Below are 16,098 nucleotides of genomic sequence, written 5' to 3'. Positions count from 1 at the left end.
GGAGCCCGGCGGGGTGAGGCGGGACGGCGCGCGGCACCCCGCGATGATGGGGCGATGACGACTCTCGCCGAGGTGGACGCGCTCGCCGGCCGCGCGCACGCCGGACAGACCGACAAGACCGGTGTCCCGTACGTCGAGCACGTCCGTGCCGTCGCAGCCGGCCTGGAACCGCTCGGCCCGCACCTGGCCATGGCCGGGCTGCTCCACGACGTCATCGAGGACACCGACTGGACGGCGGAACGGCTCAGCGCCGCCGGGATCCCCGACCACGTCGTCGCCGTCGTCGAGGCCGTGACCAACACACCCGGCACGGCGTACGAGGAGAAGATCCGCCGGATCACCGAGGACCCCGACGCCACCCTCGTGAAGATCGCCGACAACGCCCACAACAGCCGCTCGGACCGGGCCGCCGCCCTGCCGCCCGCACAGCGGGAACGGCTCGCCGCCAAGTACCGCGCGGCCCGGGAGACGCTGTGGGCGGCGGCCGACCCCGAGCACATCGCGACCATCCTGCGCGTCGTCAACCCCGAACTCCTGGAGGAGCTCTCCGCCCACTGTGACGCGGGTCACGGGAACCCGCTCCGGGGGCCGGACAGACGAGAGACGTGAACAACGACATGCGCGCACGCGTCCGGGACGGAGACCCCTCGGCCTTCGCCGAACTCTTCGACTCCTACGCCCGGAGCGTCTACAACCACGCCTTCCGGCTGACCGGCGACTGGTCGGTCGCCGAGGACGTGATGGCGGCGACCTTCCTGGAGGCCTGGCGGCTCCGGCAGAAGGTGGACCCGGACGGGGGCTCGCTCCGGCCCTGGCTGCTGGGCGTCGCCACCAACGTCTCCCGCAACCACTGCCGCGGCAACCGCCGCTACCGGGCGGCCGCCGACGCGTACGCCGCCGCCGGACAGGCGGAGGCCTCCGTACCCGACCACGCCTCCGAGGTCGCGGGCCGGATCGACGACCGGCGCCGCATCGCCGCCACCCTGCGGGCACTCGGCACGCTCCGCCGCACCGAACGAGAAGTCCTCGTCCTCTGCCTCTGGGAGGGCCTCGCCTACACCGAGGTCGCCCAGGCGCTGCGCGTCCCCGTCGGCACCGTCCGCTCCCGGCTCTCCCGCGCCCGCGCCAAGCTCCGTACCGGCGCCGAGGAGGAACTCGCCCGGGAAGGAAGCGAACGCTCCCCGGAAAAACGGGAACCCGCCTCCCGCACCCGACAGACAACAGGTGATCGCGTGAACGCGGTCCGGCCCGCGCAGGAAGGAATCCGATGAACCCCGACCCGGACAAGACCCGTACGGCGACCCGGCACGAGACCGGAGGCCTCCCGGCGACCGAGGAACACGACCTTCCTCCGGGCCGCCACCAGTTCCACAAGGAGCGCCTGATGAGCCAGATCCACGACGACCGCCGCACGGCCGCCGCTCGCACCCCGCGCAACCCCTTCCTGCGGAAGGCGATCCTGCTGCCCGCCGCCACCGCACTCGCCGGAGCGCTCGCCGTCGGCGTCCTCGTCCTCACCCCCGGCGATGCCCAGCGCCCCGACGGCCGCGCCACCGGCCCCGCCCTCACCACCAGCATCGGCGCCGTCGACGCCGAGGGAGCGCCCCGGCTCCTCGATCGCATCTCGCTCGCCGCCGCCGGGGCCGAGACGCCGAACGGCCGCGCCGGCCAGTACATCTACATCGAGACGCGGACCGCGAACACCCATGTGAGGACCGTCGACGGCGAGAGCAGCCTCGTCAGCGACCCCCTGCACACCCGGCAGTCCTGGAGGTCGCCCGACGGCCTCAGGGGCTGGCTGATCGAGCCCGGCAACACCGCCCCCGAGGGCATCACCCTGGAAGGCCGTGACGAGCAGGGCAACGTGCCGAAGCCGCACCTCGGTGCGCCCTCCCACGACTACCTCGCGACCCTCCCCACCGACCCCGACGCGCTGCTGCGGAAGATCTACAAGGAGACCGAGGGACAGGGCAACGGCAAGGACCAGCAGGCCTTCACCACCATCGGGGACCTGCTCGTGGAGAGCTGGCCGACCCCCGAGCTGACGGCGGCTCTGTACCGGGCCGCCGCGAAGATCCCCGGCGTCGTCATGGTGGACAGCGCCACCGACGCCGCCGGGCGCAAGGGTGTCGCCGTCGCGCGGCTCGACGAGACCAGCGGACAGCGGACCGAGTGGATCTTCGACAGCAGGACCTTCGCCTTCCTGGGCGAGCGCACCGTCCAGGTGAAGGGTGACGGCGGCGAGGGCGGCCTGATCAAGCCCGGGACCGTCGTCTTCACCCACGCGATCATGGTCCGGGCCTTCGTCGACGACATCAAGCTCGTGCCGTAGGCCTCAGGAGACCCGCCCGGACGACCAACCGCCCAGCTCCGTCGGGCGGTTGGTGATGATCCCGTCCACGCCGAGTACGTCCAGGGCCTTCCAGCGGGCCGGGCTGTCGACCGTCCAGACGTTCACGGCGACACCCGCCGCGTGCAGATCGCGGACCACCTCAGGGCGGGCGGACAGGGCCCGGTCCGAGGGGTTGTACGAGGCGAGGTGCAGGTCCTCGGCGAGCGCGACGGGGTCGGTGTCCAGGGTGTCCCGCAGCAGCCCCAGCGGCAGTTCGGGAGCCAGCTCGTGGACGAACCGCAGGTGGGTGACATCGAAGCTCTGGACGAAGACCCGGTCGCTCATGCCCTGTTCGCGCACCAGCTCGATGATCCGGCGGACCTGCGCGTAGCTGTGACGGCCCTTCACCTCAAGGAGCAGCTTCCCGCCGCGCAGCCGCAGATCCTCCAACTGGGCCGCCAGCGTGGGCACATGCGTGCCGGCGAACGCCGGGGCGAACCAGGAACCGGCGTCGAGGACGTCCAGCTCGGTGGAGGTCAGCGAGCGGATCGGCCCCGTACCGTCCGTCGTCCGGTCGACGGTCGCGTCGTGAAGGACGTAGGGGACGCCGTCCTTGCTGGGCTGGACGTCGTTCTCGATCCAGACCGCCCCGCCCCGCCGGGCCACCTCGCCGGCGATCAGGGTGTTCTCGGGGGCGGCCGAGGAGGCCCCCCGGTGCGCGATCACGGTCACGGGCGCGCCCGCCGGGCGCAGCCAGGGACTCGCCGCCGCGGTGTCGTGCGCCGCGGGCCGGAGGGCGGCCAGCGAGGGCGGGGCGGCGGCGACGAGCACGGCCGCGAAACCGGCGACGGCGGTGACCACGACGACCAGGCCGGCGCTCCCGCGTCGCCGGCGGGGCCGGGAGGCGGGCGGGTGAGGGTCTCTCATGTCCGCCCACCCTAAGGGGCGACGGGCCGATCGGGCCGGATCGCGGAACGGCGGCTCGCGTCGTGCCGCGTGACCGCGGAGGTCACGGTCTCGCGTCGTGCCGCGTGACCGCGGAGCCCGCGGACACGGAGCCCGCAGGCATGGGGGAATTCCGGAGAGTTCCCTCCGGGGTGCTCACCGGACCCGGCGGGAAACTTCACCTCGCCCTCACCGATCGGCGACCGGATCGCCGGGATGGTGACAATATGGCCGTATTCTCCCCAACTGTACACCGGCAGGGCACTGTTGCCGGCGATGCGAACAGGTTTGCGTTTCGCTCAAGCGTTCTGGAACTCTCCGTTCGACTTACTGTCATACGAGCAACGGAGACAACCCCACATGCCCACAAGGCGCATACGGCGCATACGCCGCGCGTGGCTCACGGCCGCCGCCACGGCCTCACTCGCGTTCACCGGCCTCGCGGCGCCGGCCCAGGCGGAGGACCTGCCGCCCGCCACCCCGCAGAGCTGGAGCCAGGAGCCCCGTACGACCGAGGCGACCGCCTCGCCGTTCACCACCAGCGCCTGGACCGAGCCCGGCGGCGCGGCCTCACCGGGTGACTTCACGATGGCGCCCGGCGCGATGAACGCCGAGACCACCACACGGGTGACGCGACTGGACTCGGTGCTGCCCAAGTCGGGCGTCCAGAACCTGCTGGCCGGGGCCAACCGCACCGTACAGCCGTGGTGCTCCCGGGACCCGTTCGGCACGGCCCCGGACCCCGACATCAAGTACTGCCTGCAGGACGACGACTCCGTCTCGCGGGAATGGGTTCCCCAGGGCATGACCGGCGTCTCCGACGCCAAGGACAACGAGCTCTGGGGCGACGCCGGGAACATCCAGCTGTTCGCCTCCTACGACGGCTGGGACCCGGGCCGGGAGACCGACCCCGACCCGGCGACCGGCGACTGCACCACCGCCGAGATCGAGGCGAACGACGCCTGCAACCAGAAGGGCGTCCGGATCACCTTCGTCCAGAGCCGGACCAACCCGGCCACGGGCAGCCCCGAGGTCAAGTACCGGCACGTCCTGCTGGGCTGGACCTATGTGAACTCGGCCGACCACGTCTCCTTCGACGGTCTGCACGCCGGCGAGTACCCGATCCAGAAGGGCGTGCACGCCGGCGGGATCGTCTGGTACGGCAACTACCTCTACGTCGCGGACACCCGCAACGGACTGCGCGTCTTCGACATGCGCACGATCATGGACCTCGACCCGGACGGCGACCCCAAGACGCACGACGCGATGGGGGCCGACACGGACGGCGTGAAGACCACCGCCAACGTCGAGGACAAGACGAAGGTCGGCCGGCACAACAACGTCTGGTACAGCTTCGGCTACCGCTACGTCATGCCCCAGGTCGCCGCCTGGAAGTTCAAGGCGACCCAGAGCAACCCCAAGGGTTCCTACGCCTGCGTCTCCACCGGAGCGCCGAAGGCCTCCTACATCTCGCTGGACCGCAGCACCACCCCGGACCGGCTGCTCATGGGTGAGTACTGCCGTCCCGAGAGCGGCTACCCGTCCACCGGCCGCATCGCCTCCTACCCGGTCGCGGCCCTGGAGGGCCGCTCGGCCGACGTCGCCGCGGAGGGCTGGGCGAACTACCTGCCGTTGACCAACGGCGGCGCGCAGGGCGCGGCGGCGCACAACGGCACCCTGTACGTGAACGAGTCGAAGGGCACCGACGAGCCGGGCAACCTCTGGCGCTACACGTGGGACGGCGGCCGGCTGGTCCAGTCCGGGCAGGCCGTCAAGACCGCCCGGGGCGCCGAGGACCTCTACGTCGAGCGCGGCACGGGCCGCCTGTGGTCCGTCTCCGAACACCGCCCGGGCCAGGCCGGCGACTGCGTGGCGAACCCCGGCGCGGGCGATCCGGCGGGGACGGACTACTGCCAGCGGGTGCTCTACGGGCACAAGCTGAGCTGGCTCGACGGCCAGCCGTAGCGGAGGGACGGCGGTACTCGCCCCGCGACACGACGGGCGACGCGAGCCCTTCGCCGGAATCGCCCGGTCTGCGGCATGGTGGACGCGTGCCCGGAGCCGCGCCGTCGGGGGTTCGCGGCCGGGCGTGCCGAGTCGGGGGGAACCATGGACGGCCGTACGGGGAGTGCGTCGGGCAGAGCCGGGCACGGGCAGGCGGGCGACGGAGGGCCCCGGCGGGCACGTGGCCGGGGCGTACTCGAAGGGGCGTTCGCCCTGCTCGACGCCCTGCGCCGGAGCGGTGACGAGGCCGGCGTGACCGAACTGGCCCTCCTCTGCGGAGTGCCCAAGGGCAGCGTCCACCGGCTGCTCGACCAACTGGTCACGCTCGGCGCCGTCGAACGGAACGGGAACCGCTACCGGGTCGGCCCCCAGCTGTACCGCCTGGGCCAGGCCTGGGAGCCGCACCCCGGTCTGCGCCCCGCCGCCCGGCTGCCCCTCCAACGGCTCCGGGCCGCCACCGGCGCGAGCGTCGTCCTCGCCGTGCTGCGCGAGGACATGGCCCTCACGGTCAGCTCGGCCCCCGGGGACGTCGAACCGCTCCTGCCCGTACGGGACGGCATCGCGTTCCGGCTCGACACCGCCGCGGGGAAGGCCCTGCGGGGACCACTCCGCGGCGGCCCGGTCCTCGACCGGGAGGACGTGATGGACGGGGTGTGCTGCGCCGCGCTGCCGGTCCGCACCCCGGACGGGCGTACGGTCGCGGCGCTCGCCGCCATGGTTCCCGCGGGCCGCCCGCTCGACTCGCTGGCCCGGGGCGTCGCCGGGGCGGGGGCCGCGATCGGCCGCGCGCTCGCCCGGGGCGGGCCGCGACGAACGGCCCCGCCGACCGCGCTCGTGCTCTGAACGCCTCGTGCGCCTCAGCCAGATGGTGCTGTTCCGTCCAGCGGAACGCGCGTAGAACCGGGCGGGCCGACCGGCCACAGTAGGTGGTGTGCCGAGGGGAACGGCACACCGGACCCGCCGCCACGAGGCGGGCCGGAACCACCGTCACATGAGTGACCCGAGGTGTGGGGGGACCACATGCGCAAGAACCGAATCGCCCGAACGGCCGCCACCGCCCTGCTCGGACTCGGCAGCGTCGCCGCCTTCGCCGGCACCGCCCAGGCCGAGCCGATCGACTACGTGCGGATCGAACTGGTCGAGCTGCACTGCCAGAAGAACAGCGAGGGCGACCACGACGAGGCGTACCTCAAGATCACCGACGCCAACGGCAACGCCGTCAAGGTCTGGCCCGGCAACGGCATCAAGTACCAGACCATGGGCACCGGTTACGTCCGCTCCATGGCCGACGGCAACGGCAACGCGGCCCTCATCCTCGGCAAGGAGCAGGCCCGTACCCTCACCCTGTGGGACTACGACTCCACCAGCGGCGACGACAAGCTCGGCGCCACGCTCGTCACCGGCAGCGAGGTCGGCGCCGAGACCCAGTGGCGCTCCGTGGAGGGCTCCGGCGGCATCTACGTCATCGGCTACCGGGTGATCGACATCTGATCCGCCCTCAGGACATGAGGAAGGCCGTACCGGTACGTCCGGCACGGCCTTCCTCGCTGCCCGGGGTTTCAGCCGGCGTCGGGGGCGTGCAGCTCACCCGACCGGGCCACCCGTGCGTACCAGCGGGCGCTGGACTTCGGGGTCCGCTCCAGGGTGTCGTAGTCCACCCGGACCGCGCCGAAGCGCTTCGCGTAGCCGTACGCCCACTCGAAGTTGTCGAGCAGCGACCACAGGAAGTACCCGCGGACGTCCACGCCGTCGCTCATCGCCCGGTGCACGGCCTCCAGGTGCGCGTGCACATACGCGGCGCGCTGCGGATCGTGCACCGAACCGTCCGGGGACACCACGTCCTCGTACGCCGCCCCGTTCTCGCTGATGACCAGCGGGAGCTGGGGGTAGGCGTCCGACACCCGCGTCAGCAGGTCGTAGAGGGCACTCGGGTCGACCGCCCAGCCCATCGCGGTCGGCTCGCCGGGACCCCGGTGGAAGGCGACCGAGTCGGCGCCGGGCCACGGCGAGAAATCGCTGTTGCCGTGCCCGTCGTCCTGGGGCTTCTCGGCCCCCGCCGGGACCTCGGAGACGATGGTCGGCGCGTAGTAGTTGATGGCGAGCAGATCCAGCGGCTGGTGCGCCGCGGCCGCGTCGCCGTCCCGGACGAAGGACCAGTTCGTGAGGTGCGCCGTGTCGGCGAGCAGGTCCTCCGGGTAGGCGCCCTCCAGCATCGGGCCCAGCCAGATCCGGTTGCCCACCGCGTCGATCCGGCGGGCCGCCTCCGCGTCCGCCGCCGAAGCGGTCAGCGGGCGCACCTCGTGCAGGTTGAGCGAGACCGAGATCTGACGGTCCGCCGGCATCGCGGCCCGCAGCGCCTGGACCGCGAGACCGTGGCCCAGGTTGAGGTGGTGCGCGGCCCGCAGAGAAGCGACCGCGTCCGTGCGGCCGGGGGCGTGCACCCCGGAGCCGTACCCCAGGAAGGCACTGCACCAGGGCTCGTTGAGCGTGGTCCACCGCTTGACCCGGTCGCCGACCGCGTCGGCGACGATCCCCGCGTACTCGGCGAACCGCTCGGCGGTGGACCGCTCGGGCCAGCCGCCCGCGTCCTCCAGCTCCTGCGGCAGATCCCAGTGGTAGAGCGTGAGCGCCGGTTCGATCCCGGCGGCGAGCAGCTCGTCGACGAGCGCCCGGTAGAAGTCCAGGCCCTTCTGGACGGCCGGCCCGCGCCCGGTGGGCTGCACGCGGGACCAGGAGACGGAGAACCGGTAGGCGTTCAGGCCGAGTTCGGACATGATGCCGACGTCCTCGCGGAACCGGTGGTAGTGGTCCACGGCCACGTCACCGGTGTGCCCCTCGAAGACCTTGCCGGGGGTGTGCGAGAAGGTGTCCCAGATGGACGGAGTACGGCCGTCCTCGGCCGCCGCTCCCTCGATCTGGTACGCGGCGGTGGCCGCGCCCCAGAGGAAGTCGGCCGGGAACGAGCGGGTGGCGGTGAGCGGCCGGGTTTCGGACGCGGTCATAGGAGAGAGCTCCCAACGCGGGTACGGGGTCGGTACGTTCGAGACGTGCGAGACCTTCGGAAGGGTGGGGCGGGGCGGCGGGGTCAGCTCTTGACGGCGCCGGCGGTGATGCCGCCCACGATGTGCTTGCCGAGGAAGGCGAACACCAGGAGGAGCGGCACGGTGGATATGAGCGCGCCGGTCAGCACGACGGCGTGGTCCACTGTGTGGTTGCCCGCGCCGAGGCCGGCGAGCGCCACCTGAAGGGTGGGGTTGCCGTCCGGGGTGAGGGCGATGAAGGGCCAGAAGAAGTCGTTCCAGGCCTGCACGAAGACCAGCATGCCGAGCACGGCCATGGCGGGCCTCGCCACCGGGAAGACCACGTGCCAGATGATCCGGAGGCTGTGCGCGCCGTCCATCCGGGCCGCTTCCACCAGCTCCATCGGCAGCGCCTCCACCAGGAACTGGCGCATGAAGAACACGCCGAACGCGGCGACGAGCGAGGGCAGGACGACCGACTGGAGCTGGTCGAACCAGCCGAGGTCGGTGATGATCTGGTACAGCGGGATGACGCTGAGCTGCGGCGGGATCGTCATGGTGGCGACCACCAGGGAGAGCAGCATGCCCCGGCCCCGGAACGGCAGCTTGGCGAAGGCGAAACCGGCGAGCGTGGAGAACAGCACGGTGGACAGGGCCACCAGGCTCGCCACGATCGTGGTGTTGATCAGCGCCTCGCCCATGTCGACCTGGTTCCAGGCGAAGCTGAGGTTGTCCAGGAGACGGTTGCCGGGCAGCAGCGGCGCCGGAGCCTCCACGACCCGTTCGCCACTGTGCGAGGCGGCGACCAGGTTCCAGTACAGCGGGAAGAGGGAGACGAACGCGGCCACGACGAGCAGCACATAGGTGAGCGGTCCGGCGTGGTGCTGGCGGCCGGCGGTCTGCCGGAAGCGGCGCCCGGGGCGGGCCGCCGGGGCGGCGGCCGGGATTCCGGACTCCGCCGGGCTCCTGTCGAGTGTGTGCGCCATGAGGTCAGCCCCCCAGCTTCTTGCGGTTGTGGCGGGAGACGAGCGCCTGGACGCCGCCGACGAGCAGCAGGAGCAGCAGCATGACCCACGCGATCGCCGAAGCCTGGCCCAGCGCGCCGGTCACCCACCCCTTCTCGTACATCAGCAGGCTCAGCGTCTGGAACTGGTTGCCGCTGCCGCCACTGATCCCGACGCTGCCGCCGAAGAGCATCGGCTCACCGAAGAGCTGGGTGGCGCCGATGGTGGAGACGATGATCGTGAAGAAGATCGTCGGCTTGATCGAGGGGATCGTGACGCTGATGAACTGGCGCCAGCGCGAGGCCCCGTCGAGCGAGGCCGCCTCGTACAGGTCCTGCGGCACGGCCTGCATGGCGGCCAGGTAGATCAGCGCGTTGTAGCCGGTCCAGCGCCAGGTGACGATCACCGAGATGGCGATCTGCGCCGGCCACTTGGACGACTCCCAGTTCACCGGGTCGAAGCCGACCCAGCCGAGGACGCCGTTGATCATCCCGTAGTCGGTGTTGAACAGCTGGGCGAAGACCAGGGTCGCCGCCGCGATCGAGGTGGCGTACGGGGCGAGGATCGCGACCCGGAAGAAGCCCCGGCCGCGGAGCTTGTAGTTGAGCAGATGCGCCAGGCCCAGCGCCATGAGCAGCTGGGGAACGGTCGCGATCACCCCGATGGTGAAGGTGTTGAAGAGCGCGTTCCAGAAGAACTCGCTGGTCGCGAGGTCGGTGTAGTTCTCCAGACCCTTCCATGTCGGATCCCCGCCGAGCTCGACCCGGTTGAGCGACAGCCAGCCGGTGTAGATCAGCGGGAAGAGGCCGAAGGCGGCGAAGGTGAGGAAGAAGGGGGCGATGAAGACGTACGGGATCGCCTTGAGGTCCCAGCGGTAGAGCGTGCTGCGCCAGCCGCCGGGGGAGCGGCGGCGGCCGCGCGGGCCGGGGGAGGAGGGCGGTGCGGCGGGCGGCGGGGAGCCGTCCGGCCTGGCCCGAACGGAGGTGGCCACGGGGGCGTCCTTCCAGGGTCGATGCGTGCGGTGGTGCGGACGGTGCCGGTCCGCCGCCCGCGGGCGGCGGACCGGCAGCTGTCCCCGCTACTGGTCGATCTTGTCGTCGACCAGCTTCTTGACGTTCTCCCAGGCCTTGGCCGGGTCGGTGCCGCGCTGCTCGATGTCGAGGATGCCGTTGTCGGTGAGGAAGGTCTTCACCTGGCCGTCGTAGCGGCTGATCGCGGCGGGGGTGATCCCGGACGCCGCGCTGGAGAAGATCTTGCCGACGGGGGTGTCACCGAAGTACGGCAGCTTCGCCTCCTGGACCGCCGAGGAGGTGAGCGTGTCCTTGGACGAGGGGATGTTGCCGTTGACCGCGAAGACCTTGGCGTGCTGCTCCGGAGCGGTCAGCCAGGCGGCCAGCTCGGCGGCCTCCTTGGTGTGCTTCCCGGCCTTGGGCACGGCGAGGAAGGAGCCGCCCCAGTTGCCGGCGACCGGCGGTGCGGCGATGTCCCACTTGCCCTGGTTGGCGGGGCCGGCCTGGTCCTTGATGATGCCGGTCATCCAGCTGGGGCAGGCGACGGTGGCGAACTTCGAGTTCTTGAAGGCCGCGTTCCAGGTGCCCTTCTCGTCGAACTGGCGCAGCTTGGCGGTCAGTCCGCCCTGGGCGGCCTTGACCGCATTCTCCCAGGCGTTCTTCACGCCGGGGCTGTTCTCCCAGTCGAGCTCGCCGCTGGTGTTGGCGTACTGCACCGGGTCGCTGGAGACGACGGCGTTGAAGAGACCGCTCGCCGAGTCGTGGAAGGAGGTTCCGGCGGGCGCGGCCGCCTTGTACTTCTCGCCGGTCGCGATGAACTTGGCCCAGTCGCCGGACCACAGCTTGCCGACCGCGTCGCGCTCGGTGGGCAGCTTGGCCTTGGCGAAGAGGTCCTTGTTGTAGCAGATGGCCATGGGGCCGATGTCGGTGCCGAGGGCGATGACCTTGCCGTCTCCGGTCGTCGCCTGCTTGACCTTCCAGTCGAGGAAGGCGTCGACCTTGGCGCCGCCCTCCTTGCCGAGGTCGACCCACTTGTTCGCCATCGCCGTGCCGGTCGCCTCGGCGATGTAGCCGACCTCGACGGCCTGGATGTCGGCGACGCCGCTGTTCTGGGCGAGGCGCAGCTTCAGCGTGTCCCAGTACTTCTGGCCGTCGGAGACGTTCGATTCCTCGATCTTGATGTTCGGGTGGAGCCGCTCGTACTCGGCGTAGAGCTTCGCGCCGGTCTTGTTGTCGTAGCCGAAGGAACCGAAGGTCCCGATCCGCAGCGTGATCTTCTCGTTGCTCTGGCCGCCCCCGCCGCCCTTGCCGTCGTCGTCGCTGCCGCAACCGGTGAGCAGGGTCGTGCCGGTCACGACGACGGCGACCGCCGCGATCGCCGCACGGCGTCCGCGTCTGCTGCTGGAAGTGCGCATTCCACTCTCCTCGTCCAAGGTGGTGCTCGTTGTGCGCCAAGAGGCCCGGCCGGCTGATCGCGGCTCGGCGGCGCCTGCCCGGACCCGATGCAAGGTTGTGTGCGTCCCGGATGGGAGCGCTCCCACGTCGCTGCCGGAAGGTTGCTGCCTGGCGGGTGTGGGTGTCAAGACATGAACGCGGATTCGTTACCGGAAGGTTTTCCGGGGGTTTCGCGGACCTGGGCGGCGGCGGTCGCATCATCTCCTGAATGCACCTCATGGCGCGGGGGCCTGAGCTTGGACTAGTGTGGGAGCGCTCCCATCGCTGCTTTCGTTCCCGACGGGGCCATGGTGAGCTGCGCGTTGTCCTACGAGGGGAGTTCGGGAGTTGTGAGCGGACGGCAGAGCGGCAGACCCACTCTGGAGCAGGTCGCGGCCAGGGCCGGGGTCGGCCGGGGTACGGTCTCCCGGGTGATCAACGGCTCCCCTCGGGTGAGTGAGCAGACCAGAACGGCCGTCGCCAGAGCCGTCGCCGAACTCGGCTACGTACCCAACCAGGCCGCCCGCGCGCTCGCCGGCAGCCGTACGGACGCGATCGCTCTCGTCATCCCCGAGGCCGAGGCCCGGCTCTTCGCGGAGCCGTACTTCCTCGACCTCATCCGTGGGGTGAGCGCCGAACTGGCCGAGGCCGACAAGCAGTTGCTGCTCACTCTGGTCCGCAGCGAGCAGGAACGGCAGCGCTTCGAGCAGTATCTGGCCGCCCAGCGCGTCGACGGTGTCCTGCTCGCCTCCGTCCACGGTGACGATCCGTTGCCGGACCGGATCAGGGAACTGGGCCTGCCGGTCGTCATGAACGGACGCCGCTCCGAGGCGGAGCCCGTCCCGTACGTCGACTCCGACAACATCGGGGCCGGTCGGGCGGCGGTCGCCCATCTCGTGGGGCGCGGGCGGAGCAGGATCGCGACCGTCACCGGGCCGCTCGACATGTACGTGGCGCGCGCCCGGCTCGGCGGCTATCGGGCGGGGCTCGCGGAGGCCGGGCTCGCCCCCGACGAGGCGCTGGTCTCGGCGGGCGACTTCACCGAGGAGGGCGGGCGACGGGCCATGCGGCTGCTGCTCGACCGCAGCCCGGACGTGGACGCCGTCTTCGCCGCCTCCGACGTGATGGCGGCCGGCGCGCGCGGGGTGCTGCGGGAGGCGGGGCGGCGGGTGCCGGAGGACGTGGCGCTCGTGGGGGTCGACGACTCGGCGGTGGCGCGGCTGATGGACCCGCCGCTGACGAGTGTGCGGCAGCCGATCGAGGAGATGGGGCGCACCATGGCGCGGATGCTGATCCGGGAGATCCAGGGAGGCGCGGAGGCGCCGGAGGAGCCCCGCCGGCACGTGCTGCCGACGGAACTGATCGCGCGTGAGTCCTGCTGAGGAAAAACGGATTCCTATCCGTCTCCCCTTGACCTCAAGCGCGGTTCAGTTTTTAGCGTGACGTTCCTCGGACCACCACAGGTGCCCCGGACGATGGTCCGGGGCGACCCGACAGAGGGATGACGTCGATGACCACCACCACAGCACAGACCACCACCACAGCACAGACCGCCGCCCAGCCGCCCGTGACCGTGACCGTGATCGGTCTGGGTGAGATGGGCCTGGCGCTCGCGCACGCGTTCCTGGACGGCGGGCATCCGACCACCGTGTGGAACCGTACGCCGGAGAAGGCCGACTCCCTGGTGGCCAAGGGAGCGGTGAGGGCCGCGACCGTCCGCGAGGCCGTCGCCGCCGGTTCCGTCGTGGTCGTCAGCGTGAAGGGTGCCACCACGGCCCGCGAGCTGCTCGACGCGTCGGGCGACGCGCTCTCCGGCCGGGCCGTCGTCAACCTGACGGACGGTACGTCGGCGGAGGCCAGGGCGGTGGCCGACTGGGTCGAGGGCCGGGGCGCGCAGTACCTCCACGGCCAGATCATGACGATCGCTCCGGGCGTCGGAGGAGCGGAGAGCGTGGTCTTCTACGGTGGTTCCGCCTCCGTCCACGACCGCTTTCAGCCGGTGCTCCGGCGCATCGGCGGTCGGGGCACCCTGATCGGCGAGGACGCCGGCGTACCGGCCCTGTACGGCATGGCCGTGCACGGCACCATGTGGGGCACGCTCAACGGCTTCCTGCACGCGGCCGCCCTGCTGTCCAGCGAGGGCATCGAGGTGAAGCGGTTCCTGGACGATGCCCAGGCCTCCTTGGCGGCGCTCCTCGCGTCCTTCCCGATGATCGCCGACGAGGTCGACCGCGGGGAGTACGCGACGGAGTACGGAGCACTCCAGCACCACCGGCCGTCGGTCGAGGACCTGGTCCGTGAGAGTGCGGCGCGGAACATCGACGCCGAGTTCCCCCGCTACACCCTTGAGTTGGTGAACAAGGCCGTGGAAGAGGGGTTCGGCGGCGACAGCTACGCGCGTCTGGTCGAGCACTTCAGGAAGTAGTGCGACGACGGCCTCCTGTCGTCGCCGCCGCCTGACAGCCCGCGGCCGGCCGGGACCCGGGGGTCCGGCCGGCCGCAGGCCTCGTGCGAGGGATCTCGCCAGGGGTGTCACACCCTCGCGAGGGGTGTCACAGCGCCGGGTGGGCGTTCTTCATGAGCTCCTGGAACTGTGCCGAGAACCAGGCGCCCGCGAGCGGGGAGTCCGGCAGCGCACCCGACATGCTGTTCCCGTTACGGACGTTGCCCGTGTACGTCGGGTCGCACATCCGGTCGAAGCCCTTGCCCTCGGTGTTCGGGATCTCCTTGGAGGCGCCGTCGGACTCGCCCGGGGGCTTCATCCAGACGTACGCGTCGATGCCCGCGGCGGGCGCCGGCTGGGGCCGTTCGCCGAGACCGGCACCGGACTGGTTGCACCAGTTGCCGAGGTGGATGCGGCGGTCGTACTTGCCTCCGTTGACGTACGTGTCGACGTTGGTCAGCGCCCCCGGGCCGGTGGGCCGCTGGGTGCCGCCCCAGCCGTTGCGGGAGGTGTCGACCAGCATGCCGAGGTTGCTGTTGAAGCCGATCGAGACCAGCTTGTCGCGCATCGCCTGGGCGTACGACAGCTCGTCGGTGTACTGGTTCCAGTCGATCCACTTCGACGTGCGCACCGAGGTGCCGTTGACGGAGTCCCCGATCTTGAAGTGGTCCTCCTTCAGGGCGCTGTAGTTGGCGGTGTTGACGATGAAGCCGTGCACCTTGTCGACCGTGGAGCCCTCGGCCGTGGCGGCCGTCTTGAACAGCTCGGCGGACGGGCCGAAGTTGCTGTCCCAGCCCAGCCAGCCGTGGTGGCCGGCGTCGACGTAGTTGTAGACGTTGCCGATCGAGCCCAGCTTGTTGAGGGCGTAGCCGACACCGGTGATGTAGTTGCCGTTGGCCTTCATGACGTCACAGTTGGCGGTGGCCGTCGGACGGCCGGAGACGTTGGTGACCAGGTTCGGCAGCGAGTCGATCTCGACCGCGTTGACGATCCGCAGGCCCGCGTACTTGGGGTCGGCGAGGATCGCGGCGATCGGGTCGATGTACTCGGTCTTGTAGCGGCCGATCTCCGTGGCGCCCAGCTCGCCGTTGGAGGCGAGCGCCGCGCAGTCGCGGCCCGGCAGGTTGTAGATGACCAGCTGGACGACGAGCTCTCCGGAGCCCTTCTGCTTCAGGGCTTCGTCGAGGTGGGCGCGCAGGCCCCTGGCGCCGGGGGTGCCGTTGATGGCGGCGATCCGGTCCATCCATACGCCGGTGGGCTGGTTGGCGATCCTGCTGCCGCCGGGCTCGGCGGCGGCCTTCGCGCTCCAGTCGGGGTTCACGTACACCTTGGCGCCGGCGTACGGGTTGTCGACCTTGCTGCCGGCCGGCGGCGGGGTGGTCGGGGGAGTGGTGGGCGGGGTGGTCGGGGGCTCGGTCGGCTCGGTGGCCCCGTTGCAGGTGACACCGTTCAGCTTGAAGGTGGCGGGCACGGCGTTGGTGCCGCTGTACGTGCCGTTGAAGCCGAAGGAGGTGGAACCGCCGGTGGCCAGGGCGCCGTTGTAGGAGGCGTTCTTGGCGGTGACGGCGGCGCCGGCCTGGGTGATGGTGGCGTTCCAGCCCTGGGTGACCTGCTGGTTGCCGGCGTAGGACCACTCCAGGGTCCAGGCGGAGACCGGGTCACCGGTGTTGGTGACGGTCACGTTGGCGCCGAAGCCGGTGCTCCACTGGTTGGTGACCTGGTAGTCGACCTTGCAGCCCGGGGCGGCGGCGCCGGCGGTGGCGGTGCCGAAGACGGTGGCGGTGGCGCCGGTGGCCGTGATGAGGCCGAGGGCCGCCAGGAGGGCGGTGCGGCTGGTGCGACTGGTGCGGCTCATGCGGGTGGGGGTTCCTTTCAGGGGATTTTGCAGGGAATTTTTCAGGGGATC

14 protein-coding genes are annotated in these 16,098 nt (G+C 71.1%); 8 read left to right on the top strand and 6 right to left on the bottom strand.

The genetic code is table 11. The features are described 5' to 3' along the window. The first annotated feature begins 54 nt into the window (after window positions 1–54). From N5875_RS04580 to N5875_RS04570, 3 genes are read left to right on the top strand one after another with little or no spacing between them, the layout of a single operon-like run. Window positions 55–609, top strand: coding sequence for an HD domain-containing protein (locus N5875_RS04580; protein WP_338491999.1), 555 nt, complete (start codon window positions 55–57; stop codon window positions 607–609). Continuing rightward, window positions 606–1,271, top strand: a complete 666-nt coding sequence (locus N5875_RS04575) for an RNA polymerase sigma factor (protein WP_338491997.1) — start codon at window positions 606–608, stop codon at window positions 1,269–1,271. Before N5875_RS04580 ends, N5875_RS04575 begins: the two co-directional genes overlap by 4 nt. Further along, entirely contained in the window at window positions 1,268–2,332 is a 1,065-nt protein-coding gene (locus N5875_RS04570) for a CU044_5270 family protein (RefSeq protein WP_318209356.1), read from the top strand. Before N5875_RS04575 ends, N5875_RS04570 begins: the two co-directional genes overlap by 4 nt. A gap of 3 nt (window positions 2,333–2,335) precedes the next feature. Here N5875_RS04570 and N5875_RS04565 read toward each other — a convergent pair whose 3' ends face one another. Then, the gene (locus N5875_RS04565) at window positions 2,336–3,259 is read right to left on the bottom strand and encodes a glycerophosphodiester phosphodiesterase family protein (protein ID WP_338491995.1); all 924 of its coding nucleotides are present in this window, start codon (window positions 3,257–3,259) and stop codon (window positions 2,336–2,338) included. A 378-nt stretch (window positions 3,260–3,637) separates the two neighbouring features. Here N5875_RS04565 and N5875_RS04560 point away from each other — a divergent pair, with 378 nt between their 5' ends. From N5875_RS04560 to N5875_RS04550, 3 genes are all read left to right on the top strand, one after another. Beyond that, on the top strand, window positions 3,638–5,242 hold the full coding sequence (locus N5875_RS04560; protein ID WP_338491993.1) for a hypothetical protein: 1,605 nt from the start codon (window positions 3,638–3,640) through the stop codon (window positions 5,240–5,242). A 144-nt stretch (window positions 5,243–5,386) separates the two neighbouring features. Then, window positions 5,387–6,124: a helix-turn-helix domain-containing protein gene (locus N5875_RS04555; RefSeq protein WP_318209353.1), complete on the top strand. Its 738-nt coding sequence runs from the start codon at window positions 5,387–5,389 to the stop codon at window positions 6,122–6,124. A 177-nt stretch (window positions 6,125–6,301) separates the two neighbouring features. Then, entirely contained in the window at window positions 6,302–6,772 is a 471-nt protein-coding gene (locus N5875_RS04550) for a hypothetical protein (RefSeq protein WP_338491992.1), read from the top strand. A gap of 68 nt (window positions 6,773–6,840) precedes the next feature. Here N5875_RS04550 and N5875_RS04545 read toward each other — a convergent pair whose 3' ends face one another. From N5875_RS04545 to N5875_RS04530, 4 genes are all read right to left on the bottom strand, one after another. Further along, window positions 6,841–8,283, bottom strand: coding sequence for a GH1 family beta-glucosidase (locus N5875_RS04545; protein WP_318209351.1), 1,443 nt, complete (start codon window positions 8,281–8,283; stop codon window positions 6,841–6,843). Window positions 8,284–8,366: 83 nt separating this feature from the next. After that, window positions 8,367–9,287 (bottom strand): carbohydrate ABC transporter permease, encoded by a 921-nt coding sequence (locus N5875_RS04540; RefSeq protein ID WP_318209350.1) that lies wholly within the window; start codon window positions 9,285–9,287, stop codon window positions 8,367–8,369. A 4-nt stretch (window positions 9,288–9,291) separates the two neighbouring features. Further along, on the bottom strand, window positions 9,292–10,296 hold the full coding sequence (locus tag N5875_RS04535; protein WP_318209349.1) for a sugar ABC transporter permease: 1,005 nt from the start codon (window positions 10,294–10,296) through the stop codon (window positions 9,292–9,294). A gap of 87 nt (window positions 10,297–10,383) precedes the next feature. Then, window positions 10,384–11,730, bottom strand: a complete 1,347-nt coding sequence (locus N5875_RS04530) for an ABC transporter substrate-binding protein (protein ID WP_318209348.1) — start codon at window positions 11,728–11,730, stop codon at window positions 10,384–10,386. A gap of 327 nt (window positions 11,731–12,057) precedes the next feature. On the opposite strand from N5875_RS04530, the gene N5875_RS04525 reads away from it, so the two are divergent. Together N5875_RS04525 and N5875_RS04520 are read left to right on the top strand one after the other, a co-directional pair. Beyond that, window positions 12,058–13,131: a LacI family DNA-binding transcriptional regulator gene (locus N5875_RS04525; protein ID WP_318209347.1), complete on the top strand. Its 1,074-nt coding sequence runs from the start codon at window positions 12,058–12,060 to the stop codon at window positions 13,129–13,131. 128 nt (window positions 13,132–13,259) lie between these two features. Further along, entirely contained in the window at window positions 13,260–14,174 is a 915-nt protein-coding gene (locus tag N5875_RS04520; protein ID WP_318209346.1) for an NAD(P)-binding domain-containing protein, read from the top strand. A 127-nt stretch (window positions 14,175–14,301) separates the two neighbouring features. Here N5875_RS04520 and N5875_RS04515 read toward each other — a convergent pair whose 3' ends face one another. Further along, the gene (locus N5875_RS04515) at window positions 14,302–16,047 is read right to left on the bottom strand and encodes a glycoside hydrolase family 6 protein (RefSeq protein ID WP_338491989.1); all 1,746 of its coding nucleotides are present in this window, start codon (window positions 16,045–16,047) and stop codon (window positions 14,302–14,304) included. Window positions 16,048–16,098 lie beyond the last annotated feature (51 nt).

The sequence above is a fragment of the Streptomyces sp. SJL17-4 genome (assembly GCF_036826855.1).
Lineage (GTDB): Bacteria > Actinomycetota > Actinomycetes > Streptomycetales > Streptomycetaceae > Streptomyces.
Note: the sequence above shows the minus strand (reverse complement) of the source record. Positions and strands in the feature narration are given on the sequence as shown.

Excerpts from the sequence above, each read along its gene's own strand:
- N5875_RS04565 (WP_338491995.1), bottom strand. The coding sequence starts at position 3,259 with ATGAGAGACCCTCACCCGCCCGCCTCCCGGCCCCGCCGGCGACGCGGG.
- N5875_RS04545 (WP_318209351.1), bottom strand. The coding sequence starts at position 8,283 with ATGACCGCGTCCGAAACCCGGCCGCTCACCGCCACCCGCTCGTTCCCG.
- N5875_RS04580 (WP_338491999.1), top strand. The coding sequence starts at position 55 with ATGACGACTCTCGCCGAGGTGGACGCGCTCGCCGGCCGCGCGCACGCC.
- N5875_RS04525 (WP_318209347.1), top strand. The coding sequence starts at position 12,058 with ATGGTGAGCTGCGCGTTGTCCTACGAGGGGAGTTCGGGAGTTGTGAGC.
- N5875_RS04555 (WP_318209353.1), top strand. The coding sequence starts at position 5,387 with ATGGACGGCCGTACGGGGAGTGCGTCGGGCAGAGCCGGGCACGGGCAG.
- N5875_RS04560 (WP_338491993.1), top strand. The coding sequence starts at position 3,638 with ATGCCCACAAGGCGCATACGGCGCATACGCCGCGCGTGGCTCACGGCC.
- N5875_RS04570 (WP_318209356.1), top strand. The coding sequence starts at position 1,268 with ATGAACCCCGACCCGGACAAGACCCGTACGGCGACCCGGCACGAGACC.
- N5875_RS04515 (WP_338491989.1), bottom strand. The coding sequence starts at position 16,047 with ATGAGCCGCACCAGTCGCACCAGCCGCACCGCCCTCCTGGCGGCCCTC.
- N5875_RS04540 (WP_318209350.1), bottom strand. The coding sequence starts at position 9,287 with ATGGCGCACACACTCGACAGGAGCCCGGCGGAGTCCGGAATCCCGGCC.
- N5875_RS04550 (WP_338491992.1), top strand. The coding sequence starts at position 6,302 with ATGCGCAAGAACCGAATCGCCCGAACGGCCGCCACCGCCCTGCTCGGA.
- N5875_RS04520 (WP_318209346.1), top strand. The coding sequence starts at position 13,260 with ATGACCACCACCACAGCACAGACCACCACCACAGCACAGACCGCCGCC.
- N5875_RS04530 (WP_318209348.1), bottom strand. The coding sequence starts at position 11,730 with ATGCGCACTTCCAGCAGCAGACGCGGACGCCGTGCGGCGATCGCGGCG.